The organism is Kitasatospora sp. NBC_01302 (genome assembly GCF_035976515.1).
GTDB lineage: Bacteria > Actinomycetota > Actinomycetes > Streptomycetales > Streptomycetaceae > Kitasatospora.
This window is the reverse complement of sequence record NZ_CP108404.1, coordinates 1,031,242-1,050,294: the sequence shown is the minus strand read 5'-3', so window position 1 is coordinate 1,050,294 and position 19,053 is coordinate 1,031,242. Positions and strand designations below refer to the sequence as shown.

The window sequence follows — 19,053 nt, the reverse complement described above, 5'->3', positions numbered from 1 at the left end:
GTCACCACGGTAGCCTGCACGCCATGGTGCCGAGCGATCCTCCCCCTGAGCTGCTGGCCGTGTGCCCGGCCCTGACGGACGCCGAACTGAACGAGCTCTTCGGCGCCTCCTGGCCGGGCCACCGGCCGACCTCCTTCGCCCCCGTGCTCTCCCGCAGCCTCGCGTGGATCGCGGCGCGTCGCGCCGACCGGCTGGTCGGCTTCGTCAACGTGGTCGGCGACGGCAGCGTGCACGCCTTCATCCTCGACACCACCGTGCACCCCGACGAACGCCGCAACGGCCTCGGCACACGACTGGTGCGCGCGGCCGCCGCTGAGGCCCGGGCCCGCGGCGCCCGATGGCTGCACGTCGACTACGAGCCGCACCTGGACTCCTTTTATAGGGGCTGCGGATTCCGCCCGACCGCGGCCGGGCTGCTGCGCCTGTGAGCCGGCCGGGCGCGGGGCCCGACCGGCCTCCCCGGTGCACCTGAGTACAGGTGCTCAGGTGCACCACGGGCGGGGGCGGCAGGATGGCGGGCACGGCGCAGCGCGCGCCACCACGCTCCGAGGTCTTAGGGATCCGCCATGCTCGGTCGCATTGCCACCACCGTCGTGCCGCTCTTCGGGACGCTGACGATCAGTACCGACGCCCGGGCCGAACTCGCCCCCGGCAGCATCGTCGCGGCCAACCACACCTCGCTGGCGGACCCGGCCGTCGTCCTGGCCGCGCTGCACCGCTTGGGCGTGCGCCCGGTGGTGCTGGCCACGGCCGGCCTCTGGCGGATACCCGGGCTCGGTCGCGCGCTGGAGCGCGAGGGCCACATCCCCGTGCACCGCGGCACCCGGCGGGCGGCCGAGTCGCTGGACGCGGCGGCGCAGGCGCTGGCGAGCGGGCGGCTCGTCCTCATCTACGGCGAGGGCGGCCTGCCGCACCGCCGCGACGCCGGCGAGGCCGCGCCCGGCACCTTCCGCAGCGGCCTGGCGCGGCTCGCGCAGGCCACCGGCGCCCCGGTGGTGCCGCTCGGCCAGGCCGGCGCCCGGCGCCTCAGCTCCGGGAACTCCGCCAAGCAGCTCGCCGGCATCCTCACCGCCCCGCTGCGCCGCCCCGCCCTGCACGTCCACGTGGGCCCGCCGGTCCGGCTGACGGGTGACCCCGGACCGGCGAGCGCCACGGCCCAGCAGGCGGTCGCCGCCGCCTGGCGCCAGGCGGCCGAGCATGCGGCTGAGCGGTGGCGGCCGGCGCGGTGACCCGGTGGGGGCGCGGTCCTCGTGGCCTTCCGCGGCTGCCGTTACGTCGGGTCGGGTGGGGTGCGCTGGTCGAGGACGCGGACGGCGAGTTCGCCCCAGTGGATGTTCTCGCGTTCGAAGGCGATGCCGCGCAGCAGGGTGAGGTAGGGGCCGACGCGGTCGGCGGTGGCGAGGTGCTGTTCCTCGGTCCGGCCGTCCAGCAGGCGGGTGCGCAGGCGTTCGTAGCGGGCGAGCTTGGCGGTGGCCCAGGCGATGCGCTCGATGATGGCCGCGCGTACCGCCGCGCTGTCGCCGGCGTCGGCGCACTGCACCTTGACCAGGAGTTCGTCCCGGATGGTGGTGGGGCGGCCGGGGGGCTGCGTGGTGTAGGCGTGGACGGCTGCCAGGCCTGCCTCGGTGAGGGAGAAGACCCGCTTGTTGGGTCGTCGTTCCTGCTCCACGAGGCGGGCGGAGATGAGCCCCTCGCCCTCCATCCGCTCCAGCTCGCGGTAGAGCTGCTGGGGGGTGGCCATCCAGAAATTGGCGACCGAGGCGTCGAAGCCCTTGGCGAGGTCGTATCCCGATGCCTCGCCCTCCAGCAGGGCGGCCATCACCGCGTTGCGCAATGCCATCGCGCCAACCTAGCAGCCCTGGACGGGAGGCCCGGCGGCCCGCATAATCACCCACACACCTAGTCACTTAGTTGAATATGAGGGCTCGCCGATGCACCCCTTCCGCAAGGCCGTCGAGGACCGCGACGAGGACGCCGTGGCAGCGCTGCTGGCCGAGGACGTCGTCTTCACCAGCCCCGTCGCCTTCAAGCCCTACCCCGGCAAGGCGATCACCGCGGCGATCCTGCGCGGTGTGCTGCGCGTGTTCGAGGACTTCCACTATGTGCGCGAGATCGCCGACCCGGACGGCCGCGACCACGTCCTCGTCTTCGCCGCGACGGTGTCCGGCAAGCAGGTCCAGGGCTGCGACATCCTTCACTTCGACGAGGACGGGAAGATCGACGAGTTCACCGTCATGGTCCGCCCGCTCTCCGCCGCGCAGGCGCTGGCCGAGGCGATGGGTGCGCAGTTCGACCGGATCGCCGCGGAGGCGGTCGGGCGGTGACCGACCGGTGGTCGCTCGGGAGCCGCACAATGTCGACACCCGTATGCCGATAGCCGGTATCGGCGTTTGCATTGGTTGCTGACGCCGGGTCAGGTCTACCGTCGAGGGCAGCAGCACCCTGGCCTGCGTGTGCGGAGCGTCAGGGTGCGGACCACATGGCCACCACCCTCGGAGTGAATCAGACCATGGCAAGGATCCTTTTCGTACTGACCGGTGCCGACCACTGGACACTGGCGGACGGCACCAAGCACCCCACCGGCTTCTGGGCGGAGGAGGCCGTCGCCCCCTACCGGGCGTTCCGGGCGGCCGGCCACGAGATCGTCGTCGCCACGCCGGACGGCGTGGTGCCGTCGGTGGACCAGGGCAGCCTCGCGCCCGAGTTCAACGGCGGTGAGGAGGGCGCGCAGAAGGTCGCGGCCGCCCTCGCGGCGATGACCGAGCTCCAGCACCCGATCAAGTTGGAGGACGTGGTGCCGGGCGGCTACGACGCCGTCTTCTACCCGGGCGGCCACGGACCGATGGAGGACCTGGCCGTCGACAGCGACTCCGGCGCGCTGCTCACCCTCACGCTGCGCTCCGGCAAGCCGCTCGGCGTCGTCTGCCACGGCCCGGCCGCGCTGCTGGCGACCGGGGGCCAGGGCGGCGACTCGCCGTTCGCGGGCTACCGGCTGACCGCCTTCACCAACGTCGAGGAGGTCCAGGCCGGTTTCGCCGAGCGGGCGAAGTGGCTGTTGCAGGACCGTCTCGTCCAGCTCGGCGTGGACTTCCAGGAGGGTGAGCCCTGGGCGCCGCACGTGGTGGTCGACCGCAACCTGGTCACCGGACAGAACCCCGCCTCGGCGGCCCCGGCGGCTGCGGAACTGCTGAAGATGCTGCCCTGAGGGGACCGGCCACTGCTTCAGTGGCCGGGTCTCGGGGCGATGCGGTCGGCGGCTGTCAGTTGCAGTCGCCGCAACTGCAGCAGCACTCGCAGCATTCGATGCCCTGGCAGCAGCCGTTGCAGCACTCGAGCCCGCCTTCGCAGCCGTCGCAGCAGCCCGGGTGGCGCTCGCACCAGCCCTTGGTGCGCTCGCGGCTCCACGGGTCGTTGTGGTCGCAGCAGAGCAACTGGCAGGTGCAGGCCATCAGCGTCCACATCGCGCAGCCGGCCAGGGCGGAACGCCGGGGCGGGCGCTTCCCGCCGCCGCCCGGGCCGAACGGCAGCCCGCCGGGGCCGCCCGGTCCACCCGGGCCGCCGAAGCCGCCCGGGTCGCCCGGCCCGTACGGCGGCTGGGCGCCGTAGCCGGGCGGCTGCCCCTGGTACGGGTCCTGCTGGTACGGGTTCGGGTGCTGCGGCGCGTTCGGATAAGGCGCGTTCGGGTAGGGCGCGTTCGGGTACGGCGGGTGGGGCGGCTGGTCCTGGTGCGGGCCCGGGCCGTACGGCGTCTGCAGGCGGGGAGCGCGGAAGACGCGGTCCACCGCCCGCCCGGTCTCGTGCGCGAGCAGCACGTGCACCAGCGCGCGGTCCGTGAACTCGACCTCGCCCAGCGCCAGTCGGATGCCGTGCACCGCGTCCCGGCAGAGGCGTTCGGCCTCCGCGCGGTCGGTGCCGGTCGCGGTGAGCGGGTTCCAGGCGCCGGTGGCGGCGTCCTCCGCCTGGTCCTCGGCGGCGTCCAGCAGGTGGGCCAGCCGGCCGAACAGGCGGCCGGCCTCGGCGAGGGCGTCGGCGTTGTGCGGGCGCCCGGCCAGCACGGCGGTGTGCGCGAAGGCGGCCGAGGTCGCGCTCTCGGTCGGCTCGGTGACCAGCAGGACGGGGCTGCCCGGCGCCGCGTCGCGCTCCAGCTCGACCTGGCGGGCGGCGGCGGTGAGCAGCACGCCGGTGTCGAAGCCGAGCGTCGAGCCGCTGCCCGCACTCTGCCGGTCCCAGCGGCGGGCCACCGCGCGGGCGCCGAGCGCCACCGGCTGACGGGCGAACACACCGTCGCGGTCGGCGACGTGGTCGCGCATCTTCACCGAGGCGAGGGCCAGTGACACCGAGGCCGCGAGCCGGGCGCCCTCGCCGCGGGCCACCTCGGCGGTGCGCATCCCGCGCAGCGGGCACGGTCCGGCGGTCCGGCGTCCCGTCGGGTCGGCGGTGGGCCGTTGAGCCTCGACCAGCACCGAGATGATCAGGCCGTCGTAGTTGGTGGCGGTGCGCGCCAGCTGTCCGTGGTCGTCGCGCAGTGCGAGGCACAGGCCGCACAGGTGGGCCATCCAGGAGGTCCGCAGCCGCTCGGACAGATGGTGGCGGCAGGGCCTGATGATTCCGAACACGATCCCCCTCGTGAGCATGGGCCCGGACGGCCCGCGCTGGACGTCGCGTATCTTACGACCCGACAGTCTGACCAGCACGGACGGGTGCTGAGGGAGCCGGTGGGCCCGCGCGGTCCTGCTCCCCGTGGCGTCGGCCGTCGTGGCCGTCCGGGCCGCCTGGCCGGAAGTGCCTCACTGTGATCGACCGGTGACATTGTGTCGTCCGACCCATGGAGTTTCCTGTCGTGGACACGTAATGTTCCCCGCAGTCCGAACCACGGGATCGATCGAAGGGAATCGCCCCATGCTTCGAGCACTCGCGACGGGCGGCACGGCCGCCACGCTGCTTGCCGCGTCCCTGCTGTGCGGTACTGCCGCGCATGCCCGGACCGTCGATGTCACACCACCGGGATTCACCATCGGGCTCGTCAGCGTCAACGGCTCCGGCTGCCCGGCCGGGACCGCGGCGGTCGCCACCTCGCCCGACGACACGGCCTTCACCGTGACCTACAGCAACTACCTCGCCCAGGCCGGCGCGGGCTCCGGCCCCACCGACTTCCGGAAGAACTGTCAGCTCACCGTCCAGGTGAACGCCCCGCAGGGCTTCACCTACGCCGTCGCCGAGGCGGACTACCGCGGCTACGCCTACCTCGCCAGCGGCGCCAGCGCGCAGGAGGGGGCGAACTACTACTTCCAGGGGCAGCCGCAGACCGCCACGGCGACCCACAGCTTCACCGGGCCGATGGACGACAACTGGCAGGCCAGCGACACCACCACCATCGCCTCGCTCGTCTGGGCGCCCTGTGGTGCGACCCGGGATCTGAACATCAACACCCAGCTGCGGGTGAGTGCGGGCTCGTCGGATCCGAGCACCACCAGCTTCGTGACGATGGACTCCACCGACGGCAGCCTCACCACCATCTATCACCTCGACTGGGAACAGTGCGTCAGCTGAGCGCGACCGGTACGACCGGCGGCCGCTGACGGCTGCTCCGGTGGTCCCCGGCATGCCTGTGGCGTGCCGGGGGCCACTTGATGGAAACCTTTTCTGCATCTTGCTGAAATATCTTGCGAACAGTACGTTCTCCCTACTTGCCGCATCGCTGACGCCGCCTCAAGGGAGAGCCCGCGTGGTCAGAAGAGCCAGATTCCGCAGCCTGATCGTCTCGGCCGCACTCCTCGCGCCGATGGCAGCGCCGGCCTCGGTCCTCGCCGCGGTGGCACCGGCCGCCGCGGCCGCGCTGCCCGCCGCGCCGTCCGACCGGTCGCTCGCGGCCACCCCGGACCGGCACGATCTGACCCGTGAGCAGTACTACTTCGTGCTGCCGGACCGCTTCGCCAACGGCGACACCGGCAACGACACCGGCGGGATCACCGGTGGCCGGATGGACAACGGCTTCGACCCCACCGACAAGGGCTTCTACCACGGCGGGGACCTCAACGGCCTGATCGGCAAGCTGGACTACATCAAGAAGCTCGGCACCACCGCGATCTGGATGGCGCCGATCTTCAAGAACAAGCCGGTGCAGGGCACGGGTGACGCCGCGTCAGCGGGCTACCACGGGTACTGGATCACCGACTTCACCCAGGTCGACCCGCACTTCGGCACCAACGCCGAGCTCAAGCAGCTGATCGACAAGGCCCACGCGATGGGCATGAAGGTCTTCTTCGACGTCATCACCAACCACACCGCCGACGTCATCGACTACGCGCAGGGCAGCCAGGACTACCGCTCCACCGGCGCCTACCCGACCCTGGACGCCGACGGCCGCCCGGTGGACACCACCGCCATGGCCAACGCCAACGCGGCCAACGGCACGTCGAACTACCCGAAGCTGAACACGAGTTCCTTCCCCTACACGCCGGTCTTCGACAAGCCGGGCGACGCCACCGCGAAGAGCCCGGCCTGGCTCAACGACCCGACGCTCTACCACAACCGGGGCAACTCCACCTTCACCGGCGAGTCCGGCACCGAAGGCGACTTCTCCGGCCTGGACGACCTGGACACCCAGGATCCGCGCGTCGTCCAGGGGTTCGAGAAGGTCTACGAGGACTGGGTGAAGAACACCGGTGTCGACGGCTTCCGGATCGACACCGTGAAGAACGTCGACATGGCCTTCTGGCAGCAGTGGGCGCCGGCGCTGAAGAAGTTCGCGGCCGACCACGGCAACCGGAACTTCTTCATGTTCGGTGAGGTGTACGACAGCGACACCTCCACCACCTCCTCGTACGTCACCCAGGGCAAGTTGCAGGCCACGCTGGACTTCCCGTTCCAGTCGGCGGCGCAGAGCTACGTCGCGAACGGCGGGTCCGCCCGGGCGCTGTCCTCGCTGTACGCCGACGACTACAAGTACACCAGCGCCGACACCAACGCCTATGAGCTGCCGACCTTCCTCGGCAACCACGACATGGGCCGGATCGGCTACTTCCTGCAGTCCGCCAACCCGAACGACAGCAACGCCGAGCTGCTGAAGAAGGACCAGCTCGCCCAGCAGCTGCAGTTCCTGACTCGTGGCCAGCCCGTCGTCTACTACGGCGACGAGCAGGGCTTCACCGGCACCGGCGGCGACAAGTCGGCGCGGCAGGACATGTTCGCCTCCCAGGTGGGCGAGTACAACAGCGACACCGTCATCGGCGGCGCGGGCGGCTCCGCCGACCGCTACGGCACCGACACTCCGCTGTACACGACCATCGCCGGCCTCGCCCAACTGCGCAAGGCCAACCCGGCCTTGGCGGACGGCGCGCAGGTCGAGCGCTACGCCGCGAACGGGCCCGGGGTGTACGCCTTCTCCCGGATCGACGAGAAGCAGCAGGTCGAGTACCTGGTAGCGGTGAACAACGCGACCAGTGAGCAGAGCGTCAGCCTCCCCACCTACTCGGCGGGCATGCGCTTCGACCCCCTCTACGGCGCCCCGGCCGGTGCCCTCACTACAGGTGCGGACAGCAGGCTGGCGATCACCGTCCCCGCGCAGTCCGCCGTCGTCTACAAGGCGGCCGGCAGGCTGGCCAAGCCCGCGGCCGGCCCCGCCGTCACCCTCACCGCCCCCGCCGCGGGCGCGACCGGCAGCGCCACCGTGGCCGCGAGCGTCCCCGGCGGCGGCTTCGACCGGGTGACCTTCGCCGCCGCCGTCGGAAACGGCCCGTGGCAGACGCTGGGCACCGCCGACCACGCGCCCTACCAGGTCACCCAGAACCTCGCGGGCGTGGCCCCCGGAACGACCGTGCGCTACAAGGCGGTTGTCCAGGACAGCGCCGGCCGGCTGGCCGACGCCACCGCGAGCACCAGCGTCGGGACGCCCGCGCCGGTGACCAGGCCCACGGCTGCGAACCGCAGTTACGCGGTCGTCCACTACTACCGCGCCGACGGGAACTACACCGGGTGGAACCTCTATGCCTGGGGCGACCTCGCCGACGGCGAGGGCACCAGCTGGCCGGCCGGCCACCCCTTCGTCGGCCGTGACGCCTACGGCGCCTTCGCCTACGTGAAGGTCAAGCCCGGCGCGGCAGGCGTCGGCTTCATCGTGGAGAACAACGGCACCAAGGACGGCGCCGCGGACCGGTCCATCGACCTGTCCGCCACCGGCGAGGCCTGGGTGAACTCCGGTGACCCGACCACCTACACCAGCAACCCCGGCAGCACGCCGCCGGTTCCGGCGAACACCGCGATCCTGCACTACCACCGCGCCGACGGAAATTACGCCAGCTGGGGCCTGCACGACTGGACCGGCGCGGCGAACCCCACCAGCTGGACCGGCCCGCTACAGCCCTCGGGGACCGACGCGTTCGGGGACGTCTTCACCGTGCCGCTGGCGCCCGGGGCCACCGTGCTCGACTACATCCTGCACAACGGCGACACCAAGGACCTGCCGGACAACCAGGAGCTGAACTTCGCCGTCAGCGGACGCGAGGTCTGGATCACCGACAGCACACCCGGCTACATCCTGCCGCAGCCCACCGCCTCCGCCGCCGACCTCGACCTCACCCAGGCCAAGGCCCAGTGGATCGACGCCACCACGGTCGCCGTCCCGGCCGGCTGGGGCTTCGGCCAGAACCTGGCCGCCGGCGCCTCGGCCGAACTCGTCCACTCGCCCACCGGCGCACTGGCCGTCAAGGACGGCGACCTCACCGACCCCGGCTACTGGCTGCGGCTGCTGCCCCGGGCAAGCGGCCTGACGGCGGCCCAACTGGCCGCCCACCCCGAGCTGAAGGGCTACGCCGCCTTCACCGTCGACCCCCGCGACACCCAGCGGACGGCGACCGCGCTGCGCGGCCAGCTGATCATGACCGAGCGCGAGGCGAACGGCGCGCTGCTCGCCGCCACCGGCGTGCAGACCCCCGGCGTGCTGGACGCGGTCTACGGCGCGAAGGCGAGCAAGGCCCAGCTCGGCCCGGTGGTCAGCGGCAACGCGGTGCGCCTGTCCGTCTGGGCCCCGACCGCCGCCAGCGTCAGCCTGGAGCTCTACGACAGCGCCACCGCCACCACCCCGCACCTGGTCGCCATGAAGCGCGACGACGCCACCGGTGTCTGGTCGGCGAGCGGCAACGGCTCCTGGAAGGGCAAGTACTACCTCTACCAGGTCACCGTCTGGGCCCCCTCGGTGCAGCGGGTCGTCACCAACCACGTCACCGACCCGTACTCACTGGCGCTGTCCACCGACTCCAAGCGCAGCCAGATCGTCGACCTCGACGACCCCGCCACCGCGCCCGCCGGCTGGCGCGGCGAGCAGTCGCCGCCGGCCATCAGCGCCGGGCAGCAGGAGGTCCAGGAGCTCCACGTGCGCGACTTCTCGGTCGCCGACACCACCGTGCCCGCCGCCGACCGCGGCAGCTACCTGGCCTTCACCGACCTGAACTCCGACGGCATGAAGCACCTGGCGGCCCTCGCCAAGGCGGGCGTCACCACCGTCCACCTGCTGCCCGCCTTCGACTTCAGCTCCGTCCCCGAGGCGAAGTCCGAGCAGTCCACCCCGCCCTGCGACCTCGCCTCCTACCCCGCCGACTCGCCGCAGCAGCAGGCCTGCGTGGCCAGGACGGCCGCCACCGACGCCTACAACTGGGGCTACGACCCCTACCACTACACCGTCCCCGAGGGCTCCTACGCGACGAACCCGGACGGTGCCGCCCGCACCGAGCAGTTCCGCCGGATGGTCGCCGCCCTGCACCAGGTGGGCCTGCGGGTGGTGATGGACGTGGTCTACAACCACACCGCCGCCTCCGGCCAGGACCCGCACTCGGTGCTCGACCAGATCGTGCCCGGCTACTACCAGCGGCTCTCGGCCACCGGCGCGGTCACCACCGACAGCTGCTGCGCCGACACCGCGCCCGAGCACACCATGATGAACAAGCTCGTGGTGGACTCCACCCGCACCTGGGCGACCCAGTACCACGTGGACGGCTTCCGGTTCGACCTGATGGGTCTGGACCCCAAGCAGACCATGCTCGACGTGCAGTCCTCGCTCCAGCAGACCGGCCGCAGCGAATTCCTCTACGGCGAGGGCTGGAACTTCGGGGTGGTGGCCGACGACGCCCGCTTCGCCCAGGCCACCCAGGCCAACATGGCGGGCACCGGCATCGCCACCTTCAACGACCGCCAGCGCGACGCCGTGCGCGGTGGCGGCCCGTTCGACACCGACCCGCGCCTGCAGGGCTTCGCCTCCGGGCTCTTCACCGACCCCAACGGCGATGCGGCCAACGGGAGTCCGGACCAGCAGAAGGCCGCCCTGCTGCACGCGATGGACCAGCTCAAGGTCGGCCTGACCGGCAACCTGGCCGCCTACTCCTTCACCGACAGTGCCGGAAAGGCCGTCACCGGCTCGGAGGTCGACTACAACGGCTCCCCGACCGGCTACACCGCGAACCCCGGCGAAGCGGTCACCTACGTGGACGCGCACGACAACCTCACCCTCTACGACGCGCTCGCCTACAAGCTACCGACCGGCACCTCGGCGGCCGACCGGGCCCGGATGCAGTCCCTGGCCCTGGCCACCACCGCGCTCTCCCAGGGCCCCGGTTTCGCGGTCGCCGGCAGCGACCGGCTGCGCTCCAAGTCGCTGGACGCCAACTCCTACGACAGCGGCGACTGGTTCAACGCGATCCAGTGGAACTGCGCGCAGGGCAACGGCTTCGGCCGCGGCCTGCCGCCGGCCTCCGGCAACCAGTCCTCCTGGCCCTACGCCCAGCCGCTGCTCGCCAACCCCGCGCTGGTGCCCGGCTGTTCGGCCGAGAACGCCGCCTCGCAGCAGTACCAGCAGTTCCTGCGGATCAAGCAGTCCACCCCGCTCTTCTCGCTGGCCACGGCGGCCGAGGTCCAGCAGCGGCTGAGCTACCCGCTCTCCGGTACCCCCGGCGAGGTCCCGGGCGTGCTCACCCTCCACCTCGACGGCGCCGGGCTGCCCACCTACCGCTCCGTCACCGTGGTCTTCAACGCCACCCCCACCGCCCAGCGCCAGACCCTGCCCGCCCTGGCGGGCAGCGCCGAGCAGCTGCACCCGGCCCAGGCCGGCGGCGCGGACCCGGTGGTGAAGACCTCGGCCTTCGACGCCACCACCGGCACCTTCACCGTGCCGGCGAGGACGGTGGCGGTCTTCGTCCAGCAGTAGTGAACGCTACACGTGCGCCGGTCCCGCGAACCGCGGGGCCGGCGCACGGCCGTGCCGGGGCGGTGCACCGCGTCGGCGAGGGATACGGCCGGTCAGTCTCCGGTGCCGGCGCCGGCGGTGAGCCGCCACAGGCCCGCGACCTCGTAGTAGACGCCGTTCACGAGCTGGAGCAGCACCAGCGTCACCGGCCACAGCAGGCCGCCGAGCCCGGGCACGGCGTCCACCGGCAGCGTGTAGGCCATCACGATGCGGGCCGCCGCGTCCGCGAGCATCGCGATGCCCCAGATGACGGTGGACACCCGCCAGATCCGGCGGAAGGACGGCTCGCGCTCCCACAGGACGTCCCAGGAGGTGCCGTCGGAGCGGAAGCGCCCCTCCAGGAGCGGTCGGCCGCCGAGGAACACCAGCGGCCGCCGCGCGCGGACCGACGCCAGGAAGCACAGACCGGCCAGCCCCGTCACCCAGCCGTCCCTGGCGAGCATGAACCGGGTGCTCCCGCTGACCAGCGAGGCCGCCACGCTCAGCAGCATCACACCCGCGACGAACGCGGCCATCGCGTCCAGGTGCCGCGCCCGCACCCACTGCACCGCGACACTCGCGGCGGGGGAGAGCGAGCCGGCCAGCAGCGCGAGGAAGGTGCTCGCGCCCGCGGCCCGCAGGCCGTAGAAGAGGGCGATCGGCGCCGCGATGTCGATCAGCGTGGTCAGCAGCAGCCGACGTCCGCCGGGCCGTGCACTCGGGGCGGTCACGGCTCGCGTACCGGGTCGAAGGCGCAGAACCGCATGGGGAGGTTCTTCCTCGCGCGGGCAGCCCGAAACCAGGCTGTGTGATCATGGCTGCTGCCGCGGCGGTGTCCGTGCCGCCGCGGGGGAGAGCCGAGTACCACCCGAGGAGTTCGCGCGCGATGACGGACAGCTGGCAGACCCTGGTCGTCCCCGGTTACGACGGCTCCGGCCCCGAGCACTGGCAGTCCCGGTGGGAGGCCGCCGAGCCCGAATGGCGCCGGGTGGAGCAGCGCGACTGGCTGGCGCCCGAGCGCGCCGACTGGGTCGCCGCCCTGGACGCGGCCGTGGCCGGCGCGGAGCTGCCCGTCGTGCTCGTCGCGCACAGCCTGGGCTGCGCCACCGTCGCCCACTGGGCGGCGGCCCAGCCGGAGCGGGCGGGGCGGGTGCGGGCCGCGCTGCTGGTGGCCCCGGCGGACGTGGAGCGCATCGAGGACCTGCCGCTGAGCCCCTTCGCCCCGGTGCCCACCACGCGGCTGCCGTTCCCGACGCTGGTGGTCGGCTCGGACGACGACCCGTACTGCGCCCCGGAGCGCGCGGCCGGCTTCGCCCGCGCCTGGGGCGCCGAGTACGTCGAGCTGGCCGCGGCCGGCCACATCAACAGCGCCTCCGGGCTGGGGGAGTGGCCCGCCGGCCGGGCCCTGCTGGAGCAGTTGGTCGCCACCGCCGGCTGAGCCGCCGCTGGGGCCCGTCGTCAGCCGCGCGCCGGGAAGCGCTCCGCCAGGAACTCCTCGAAGGTGCCCGTGCCCACCGCCCGCTCCGGCGTCAGATGCCCGCCCGCCTGCAGCCTGCGGTAGGCCTTGCCCGCCAGCGGGACGTTGAGCAGCGGACGGCGCCGCCCGGTCGCCCGCTGGTAGGCGCGCACCAGCTCGGCCAGGGTGTGCACTTCGGGGCCGCCCATGTCGGGCACCCGTCCGGCGGGGGCGGCCAGGGCGAGGCCGGTGAGCCGGTCGGCGACCTCCGCCACCGCGATCGGCTGGTCGCTGATCCCGGCCGGCAGCAGCATCACCGGCGGCTTCGCCAGGGTCTGCAGCACCTGGAGCACCAGGTCGTGGAACTGCGTGGTGCGCAGCACGGTCCAGCCCAGCCCCGACTGCGCCACCTGCTCCTCCACCGCGAGCTTCGCCCGGTAGTAGCCGAGCGGGACCCGGTCGACGCCGACGATCGAGATGTAGACCAGATGGGCGACCCCGGCCTGGCGGGCCGCCGCGATCAGGTTCGCCGCGGCCTTCTCGTCCCCGCCGCGCGGGGTGGAGGCGCAGTGGACGACCACCTCCGCACCCGTGACCGCCGCCGTGAGCCCGGGGCCGCCCTCGCGCAGGTCGACGGCGTAGGGCTCGGCGTGCCGGCTGAGCACGCGGACCTCGTGCCCGCCCGCCCGCAGTCGCTCGGTGACGAGCCGCCCGAGCGTTCCGGTGCCGCCGGTCACCAGGATCGTGGTCATCGCTTCCGGTCCTCTCCTCGCGGGACGCTCCACCACGGAACGTCCTCGCCGAGGAGGACAGCGGAGCTGCCGCAGGTGTGACATCCCGCGCCATGGTGGTGCGTGTGAGCAGCGTCACTCCGGGCGGCGCGTGCCTCAAGGGGTCCGCCCGACTGCCCTGACGTGGACCGTTGGTGACGGGAAGTCGGTCATTGGGGGCCCGGCCGCCCGCCGTGGCACGCTGGGCTCGCACCAGCGCGTGAGACGTGGAGTGAGACGAAAGCGAGCAGCCCATGCCCAGCACCATCCGTCGCGCCATCATCCCCGCCGCGGGCCTCGGTTCCCGGCTGCTGCCGGCCACCAAGGCGGTCCCGAAGGAGATGCTGATCGTCGGTGACCGGCCGGTGATCGAGCACACCGTGCGCGAGGTGATCGAGTCCGGGATCACCGACATCACCATCGTGATCTCCGGCGGCAAGAGCATGATCCAGGAGCACTTCCGGCCCAACCCCGCGCTGGTCGCCCAGCTCCGGGCGGACGGCAAGGACGGGTACGCCGAGGCGGTGCGCGAGATCGGTGAGCTGTCCCGGCTCGGTCACATCACCTACCTCGACCAGCACGGCCCGTACGGCAACGGGACCCCGGTCCTGAACGCCTACCGCCACCTCGACGAGGCCGCCCTGGTGATCTGGCCCGACGACGTCTTCGTCTCCGAGGTCCCGCGCGCCCAGCAGCTCATCACGGCGTACGAGAAGACGAACGCGCCGGTGCTCGCGCTGATGCCGATGGATCCCGTCGACTCCCACCGCTACGGCGTGCCCGTGGTGAAGGAGGACCTCGGCGAGGGCTCGCTGCGGATCACCGGTCTGGTCGAGAAGCCGAAGCCGGACCAGGCGCCGTCCGCCTACGCCGCGATCGGCGGCTACGTGATCACCCCGGGCATCGTGGACGAGCTGCGCGAGGCCACCCGGCGCTGGCACGAGAACCCGGTGGGCGAGATCTACCTGACCGACGCGATCAACCGCTACGCGGCGGGCCGGGCGGTGTACGGCCAGGTGATCGACGGGACCTGGTACGACACCGGCAACCCGCTCGCCTACATCAGCGCCCAGGTCGCCTTCGGCCTCGCGCACCCCGAGTACGGCCCCGCGCTGCGCAAGCTGGTGCCCGCCGCCGAGTAGGCCACGGCCCAGGGCCGGGCACCTGGTCTGCCAGACTGCCCGAATGATCATCAGACTCGCGCGCGAGCAGGACGTCGACGGCTTCCTCGGCCTTGCCGCCGAGGTCGAGCACTGGTTCGGCCCGATGGTGGCGGAGCCCGGCTTCCACCGCGCCGTGGAGCGGCAGATCCGGAGCGCGACGGCACTGGTCGCCGTCGGCACGGGGCCGGAGCTGCCAGGGCCTCTCCTGGGCGGGCTGCTGTTCGGGGCCGAGGCGCCGACCTACCACGTGCACTGGCTGGTGGTCTCGCAGCGGGCGCGCGGGACGGGCGTCGGCCGGGCGCTGATGGCGGCGGCGACCCGGCGGTTCGTGCGGGGGCCGGGCAGCCTGGAGGTCGTCACCTTCGGCGCCGACCATCCGGGCGCCGTCGCCAGCGGGGCGCGGGTCTTCTACGAGCGCCTCGGCTTCACGGCCGGCGAGCCCACCGACCCGGGCCCGGAGGGCGGTTCGCGGCAGGTCTACCGCCGGGCCGTCGGGTGAACGCCGGCCCGCCCCGGTGCCGTGAGCGGCACCGGGGCGGGCTGGTGGCCGGCGGACGGAGGGGCGATCAGCCCATCTCCTCCAGGGACTTGCCCTTGGTCTCCCGGACGAACTTGAGCACGAACGGGACCGAGAGCACCGCGAACACCGCGTAGATCACGTAGGTGCCGGAGAGGTTCCAGCCGGAGAGCGTCGGGAAGGTCACCGTGATCAGCCAGTTGGCGACCCACTGGGCGGCGGCGGCCACTCCGAGCGCGGCCGCGCGGATCCGGTTGGGGAACATCTCGCCGAGCATGACCCAGACCACCACGCCCCAGGAGAGCGCGAAGAAGAAGACGAACGCGTGGGCGGCGATCAGCGCCAGCATCCCCTGGCCGTGCGGCAGGGCGTGGTCGGCGCCGGTGCGGGCGGAGAAGGCCCAGGCCTCCAGGGCCAGCGCGAGCGCCATGCCGACCGAACCGACCACCGCGAGCGGCTTGCGGCCGACCCGGTCGACGAAGACCATCGCGACCACCGTGCCGATGATGTTGATGATCGAGGTGGTGAAGGAGTAGAGGAACGAGGAGCTGGGGTCGATGCCCACCGACTGCCACAGCGTCGAGGAGTAGTAGAAGGCGACGTTGATGCCCACCAGCTGCTGGAAGACCGACAGGCCGATGCCGACCCAGACGATCGGCAGTAGGCCGAAGCGCCCGCCGAGCAGGTCCTTGAAGGTGGAGCGGTGCTCGCTGCGCATGGCGTGCTCGATCTCGGCCACCCGGGCGTCCAGGTCGGCGCCGGCGCCCTCCACCTCGGCGATGACGGCCTTGGCGCGGTCGATCCGGCCGGTCGAGATCAGGAACCGGGGCGACTCCGGGATCGCGAAGGAGAGCAGCCCGTAGAGCGCGGCGGGCAGCACCATGACGCCGAGCATCAGCTGCCAGGCCTCCAGGCCCAGCACGTGGCCGCGCTGGTTGCCGCCGGCGGCCTGCAGGATGCCGTAGTTGGCGAGCTGCGAGACGGCGATGCCGATCACGATCGCCGCCTGCTGGAAGGAGCCGAGCCGGCCGCGGTAGGCGGGCGGTGCCACCTCGGCGATGTAGGCGGGGCCGATCACCGAGGCCATGCCGATGCCGATGCCGCCCAGTACCCGCCACAGGGCGAGGTCCCAGAGCGAGAACGGGAGCGCCGAGCCGACCGCGCTGACCGTGAAGAGGGCGGCGGCTATCTGCATCACCCGGATCCGGCCCAGGCGGTCGGCCAGCCGGCCGCCCAGCGCCGCGCCGATCGCGCTGCCGATCAGGGCGATGGCCACCACCTGGGCGAGGGCGCCCGAGCCGACGTGGTACTTGTCCCGGATCGCGGCGACGGCGCCGTTGATCACGGAGCTGTCGTAGCCGAAGAGGAACCCGCCCATTGCCGCGGCGGCCGTGATGAAGATGACGTGTCCGAGATTGTCCGAGGCTCCTGGCCTGCGGACCTGCGGCGCTTGGGCGGTGCTGGTCACCTGAACGCTCCTTGTCCCTGGGGAACGTGACAGGACTTCTGGCGTTCAGGTAATGAATCTGACTGGGACGCCATTGTCCAGTTCGACTTTGAGAACTAGAGCATAACTGCCGACATTCCCGGTTCGAGTCGGGGTCGGCTCTGGATAAGGTTCATCAAGAATTGAACTGATGTGGGCATGACACTTCAGTGCTGAAGTCGGCTGTCGATCGGAGCACGGCGGGTGGCCTCAGCCGCGGCGCCCGAAGAGCGGGCCGAGCGCGAGCTCGGCGGCCCCGAGTGCCACGGCGGCCGGGCCGGCGGGGGTGAGCGAGACCGGCACCTGCTGCCACTCCCGGTCCGGCAGCCGCGCCGCCAGCCCGTCGGCGATCTCTGCCGGGTACAGCTCGGGGTGGGCGAAGACGACCGGTCCGCCGAGCAGCACCCGGTCGACGTCGAGCAGTTGCACGAGGTTGGCCGCACCCACCGCCAGCAGCCGGGCCGCCGCCCGGTGGTCGCCGGTGGCCACGGCCGCCAGACAGAGCGCCTCCAGGCAGCCGCGCGAGCCGCAGCTGCAGGGCGGGCCGTCGAGCTGCACCACCTGGTGGCCGAACTCGCCCGCGTTGGTCCGGGCGCCGCGGTGCAGCGCCCCGTGCAGCAGCAGGGCCGCGCCCAGGCCGTCGCCGAAGTGCAGGTAGGCGGTGTGGCCGGGGCCGGCGCAGGCCAGCGCGGCGGTGTTGGTGTCCTTGTCCAGCCGCACCGGCCAGGGGGCCAACTGCTCGGCGAGCGCCTCCCGCAGCGGGAAGCGGTCCCAGGATGCGAGGCCGGCCGGGCGGTGCAGCACGCCGTGCGCGTGGTCGAGCGGGCCCCGGCAGCCGACGCCGACGCCGAGCAGGTCCGCGCCGGCCGGGGCCGTCGCGGCGACCTCGCGCACCAGGGCGGCGATCAGCTCGACGGTCTGCCGCGGCGGCGCGTCCGCCAGGCCGGTGGGCGCGGTGGCGCGGTGCCGGATCCCGCCGCACAGGTCGACCAGCAGCACGGTGGTCCGGTGGCGGTCCAGCTCGACGCCGACCGCGAAGCCGGCCGCCGGACGCAGCCGCAGCAGCGTGCGCGGCTTGCCGCCGGTGGAGGCGCCGCGCCCGTCCTCCTCGACCAGCGCGGCGGCCAGCAGGCGGGCCACGATCTTGCCGATCGCCTGCGGGGTGAGGCCGGTCCCGGCTGCCAGCTCCACCCGGCTGCTGCCCTGCGGGGCGGCCCGCAGCAGGCTCAGGACCAGCGCGGTGTTGTGGTCGCGGAGCCCGGTCAGGTTGCTGCCGGCGTGCGGTGTGTCCATGGGGACCATTCTGCGGCCGGGTCCGGGGTGCTCGGCCGGCGCCCGTTGCACTTAGGAAACAGTGTTGCTTAACTGGTCCCCATGGGTACCCCCACCGAAACCAGCACCCCGTTGCGCGTCGCCCTGGTCGGCTACGGCCTGGCCGGACGCGCCTTCCACGCCCCGCTCATCGCCACCACGCCCGGCCTGCGGCTGCACAGCATCGTCACCGCCGACCCCGGACGCCGGGCCGAGGCGCTGCGCGACCACCCGGGCGTCAAGGTGGTCGCCGACACCGGGCAGCTGCTCGCCGACCCGGCGGACCTGGACCTGGTGGTGATCGCCTCCCCCAACCACACCCACGTGCCGGTGGCCCGCGCCGCGCTGGCGGCCGGTCTGCCCGTGGTGGTCGACAAGCCGCTCGCCGCGACCGCCGCGCAGGCGCGCGACCTGGTCGAGCAGGCCCGGGAGCTGGGCCTGCTGCTGACGGTCTTCCAGAACCGCCGCTGGGACGCCGACTTCCGCACGCTCCAGGACCTGCTGGCCCAGGGGGCGCTCGGGACGGTGCACCGCTTCGAGTCCCGCTTCGAGCGCTGGCGCCCGGCGCCCGCCGCCGGGTGGCGGGAGAGCCCCGACCCCGCGTGGGCCGGCGGCATCCTGCACGACCTGGGCAGCCACCTGGTCGACCAGGCACTGCGGCTCTTCGGCCCGGCCGAAGGGGTGTACGCCGAGATCGACGCCCGGCGGCCCGGCGCGCTGGTGGACGACGACGCCTTCCTCGCGCTGACCCACGCCGGCGGCGTCCGCTCCCACCTGTGGATGAGCGCGCTGGCCGGGCAGCCGGGCCCGCGGCTGCGCGTCCTGGGCGACCGGGCGGCCTTCACCGCCCCGCGCCTGGACCCGCAGGAGGCGGCGCTGCGCGCCGGGTCGCGCCCCGGTCCCGGCTGGGGCGCGGTGCCCGAGGCGGACTGGGGCCTGCTCGGCACCCCGGAGGGCGCCAGGCCCCACCCCTCGCTGCCCGGTGACTACCCCGCGTTCTACGCCGGCCTGGTCACCGCGCTGCGCGAGGGCGCGCCCGCCCCGGTCGACCCCGCGGACGCGGTGGCCGTGCTCACCGTGCTGGAGGCCGCCCGCCGCTCCGCCGCCTCGGGCCGCACGGTCGAGCTGGGCGGCTGAG

General features: G+C 72.9%; 16 protein-coding genes. 10 read left to right on the top strand and 6 right to left on the bottom strand.

Annotated elements, in window-relative coordinates; genetic code table 11:
- The first annotated feature begins 23 nt into the window (after nt 1–23).
- Both OG294_RS04730 and OG294_RS04725 read left to right on the top strand, forming a co-directional pair.
- Nucleotides 24–428, top strand: coding sequence for a GNAT family N-acetyltransferase (locus OG294_RS04730; protein WP_327065112.1), 405 nt, complete (start codon nt 24–26; stop codon nt 426–428).
- A 138-nt stretch (nt 429–566) separates the two neighbouring features.
- Nucleotides 567–1,229, top strand: coding sequence for a lysophospholipid acyltransferase family protein (locus OG294_RS04725; RefSeq protein ID WP_327065111.1), 663 nt, complete (start codon nt 567–569; stop codon nt 1,227–1,229).
- A 41-nt stretch (nt 1,230–1,270) separates the two neighbouring features.
- Here the strand turns inward: OG294_RS04725 and OG294_RS04720 are convergent, their stop codons facing one another.
- Nucleotides 1,271–1,840, bottom strand: coding sequence for a PadR family transcriptional regulator (locus tag OG294_RS04720; protein ID WP_327065110.1), 570 nt, complete (start codon nt 1,838–1,840; stop codon nt 1,271–1,273).
- A 91-nt stretch (nt 1,841–1,931) separates the two neighbouring features.
- On the opposite strand from OG294_RS04720, the gene OG294_RS04715 reads away from it, so the two are divergent.
- Both OG294_RS04715 and OG294_RS04710 read left to right on the top strand, forming a co-directional pair.
- Nucleotides 1,932–2,324, top strand: a complete 393-nt coding sequence (locus tag OG294_RS04715) for a nuclear transport factor 2 family protein (RefSeq protein ID WP_327065109.1) — start codon at nt 1,932–1,934, stop codon at nt 2,322–2,324.
- 185 nt (nt 2,325–2,509) lie between these two features.
- Nucleotides 2,510–3,205, top strand: a complete 696-nt coding sequence (locus OG294_RS04710; RefSeq protein ID WP_327065108.1) for a type 1 glutamine amidotransferase domain-containing protein — start codon at nt 2,510–2,512, stop codon at nt 3,203–3,205.
- A 55-nt stretch (nt 3,206–3,260) separates the two neighbouring features.
- Here the strand turns inward: OG294_RS04710 and OG294_RS04705 are convergent, their stop codons facing one another.
- Nucleotides 3,261–4,616, bottom strand: a complete 1,356-nt coding sequence (locus OG294_RS04705; RefSeq protein WP_327065107.1) for a DUF5685 family protein — start codon at nt 4,614–4,616, stop codon at nt 3,261–3,263.
- Between the two features lie 283 nt (nt 4,617–4,899).
- Between OG294_RS04705 and OG294_RS04700 the strand changes: the two genes are divergently transcribed.
- A complete protein-coding gene (locus tag OG294_RS04700; RefSeq protein WP_327065106.1) occupies nt 4,900–5,550 on the top strand; it encodes a DUF4360 domain-containing protein in 651 nt (216 codons plus the stop codon).
- Between the two features lie 232 nt (nt 5,551–5,782).
- The gene (gene pulA / locus OG294_RS04695) at nt 5,783–11,194 is read left to right on the top strand and encodes a pullulanase-type alpha-1,6-glucosidase (RefSeq protein ID WP_327071449.1); all 5,412 of its coding nucleotides are present in this window, start codon (nt 5,783–5,785) and stop codon (nt 11,192–11,194) included.
- Between the two features lie 92 nt (nt 11,195–11,286).
- Here the strand turns inward: pulA and OG294_RS04690 are convergent, their stop codons facing one another.
- Nucleotides 11,287–11,943, bottom strand: coding sequence for a VC0807 family protein (locus OG294_RS04690; protein ID WP_327065105.1), 657 nt, complete (start codon nt 11,941–11,943; stop codon nt 11,287–11,289).
- 155 nt (nt 11,944–12,098) lie between these two features.
- On the opposite strand from OG294_RS04690, the gene OG294_RS04685 reads away from it, so the two are divergent.
- On the top strand, nt 12,099–12,650 hold the full coding sequence (locus tag OG294_RS04685) for an RBBP9/YdeN family alpha/beta hydrolase (RefSeq protein WP_327065104.1): 552 nt from the start codon (nt 12,099–12,101) through the stop codon (nt 12,648–12,650).
- Between the two features lie 20 nt (nt 12,651–12,670).
- Here the strand turns inward: OG294_RS04685 and OG294_RS04680 are convergent, their stop codons facing one another.
- On the bottom strand, nt 12,671–13,420 hold the full coding sequence (locus OG294_RS04680) for an SDR family oxidoreductase (RefSeq protein ID WP_327065103.1): 750 nt from the start codon (nt 13,418–13,420) through the stop codon (nt 12,671–12,673).
- A gap of 272 nt (nt 13,421–13,692) precedes the next feature.
- On the opposite strand from OG294_RS04680, the gene OG294_RS04675 reads away from it, so the two are divergent.
- Entirely contained in the window at nt 13,693–14,580 is an 888-nt protein-coding gene (locus OG294_RS04675) for a UTP--glucose-1-phosphate uridylyltransferase (protein ID WP_327065102.1), read from the top strand.
- A gap of 43 nt (nt 14,581–14,623) precedes the next feature.
- Entirely contained in the window at nt 14,624–15,100 is a 477-nt protein-coding gene (locus OG294_RS04670) for a GNAT family N-acetyltransferase (protein WP_327065101.1), read from the top strand.
- 67 nt (nt 15,101–15,167) lie between these two features.
- Here the strand turns inward: OG294_RS04670 and OG294_RS04665 are convergent, their stop codons facing one another.
- The gene (locus OG294_RS04665) at nt 15,168–16,586 is read right to left on the bottom strand and encodes a sugar porter family MFS transporter (RefSeq protein WP_327065100.1); all 1,419 of its coding nucleotides are present in this window, start codon (nt 16,584–16,586) and stop codon (nt 15,168–15,170) included.
- Nucleotides 16,587–16,814: 228 nt separating this feature from the next.
- On the bottom strand, nt 16,815–17,897 hold the full coding sequence (locus OG294_RS04660) for an ROK family protein (protein ID WP_327065099.1): 1,083 nt from the start codon (nt 17,895–17,897) through the stop codon (nt 16,815–16,817).
- Between the two features lie 81 nt (nt 17,898–17,978).
- Here OG294_RS04660 and OG294_RS04655 point away from each other — a divergent pair, with 81 nt between their 5' ends.
- Nucleotides 17,979–19,052: a Gfo/Idh/MocA family protein gene (locus OG294_RS04655; RefSeq protein ID WP_327065098.1), complete on the top strand. Its 1,074-nt coding sequence runs from the start codon at nt 17,979–17,981 to the stop codon at nt 19,050–19,052.
- Nucleotide 19,053: the final 1 nt, after the last annotated feature.

Coding starts and splice junctions, on each gene's coding strand:
- OG294_RS04715 (WP_327065109.1), top strand. CDS start 1,932: ATGCACCCCTTCCGCAAGGCCGTCGAGGACCGCGACGAGGACGCCGTG.
- OG294_RS04710 (WP_327065108.1), top strand. CDS start 2,510: ATGGCAAGGATCCTTTTCGTACTGACCGGTGCCGACCACTGGACACTG.
- OG294_RS04700 (WP_327065106.1), top strand. CDS start 4,900: ATGCTTCGAGCACTCGCGACGGGCGGCACGGCCGCCACGCTGCTTGCC.
- OG294_RS04675 (WP_327065102.1), top strand. CDS start 13,693: ATGCCCAGCACCATCCGTCGCGCCATCATCCCCGCCGCGGGCCTCGGT.
- OG294_RS04670 (WP_327065101.1), top strand. CDS start 14,624: ATGATCATCAGACTCGCGCGCGAGCAGGACGTCGACGGCTTCCTCGGC.
- OG294_RS04725 (WP_327065111.1), top strand. CDS start 567: ATGCTCGGTCGCATTGCCACCACCGTCGTGCCGCTCTTCGGGACGCTG.
- pulA (WP_327071449.1), top strand. CDS start 5,783: ATGGCAGCGCCGGCCTCGGTCCTCGCCGCGGTGGCACCGGCCGCCGCG.
- OG294_RS04655 (WP_327065098.1), top strand. CDS start 17,979: ATGGGTACCCCCACCGAAACCAGCACCCCGTTGCGCGTCGCCCTGGTC.
- OG294_RS04730 (WP_327065112.1), top strand. CDS start 24: ATGGTGCCGAGCGATCCTCCCCCTGAGCTGCTGGCCGTGTGCCCGGCC.
- OG294_RS04660 (WP_327065099.1), bottom strand. CDS start 17,897: ATGGACACACCGCACGCCGGCAGCAACCTGACCGGGCTCCGCGACCAC.
- OG294_RS04680 (WP_327065103.1), bottom strand. CDS start 13,420: ATGACCACGATCCTGGTGACCGGCGGCACCGGAACGCTCGGGCGGCTC.
- OG294_RS04720 (WP_327065110.1), bottom strand. CDS start 1,840: ATGGCATTGCGCAACGCGGTGATGGCCGCCCTGCTGGAGGGCGAGGCA.
- OG294_RS04685 (WP_327065104.1), top strand. CDS start 12,099: ATGACGGACAGCTGGCAGACCCTGGTCGTCCCCGGTTACGACGGCTCC.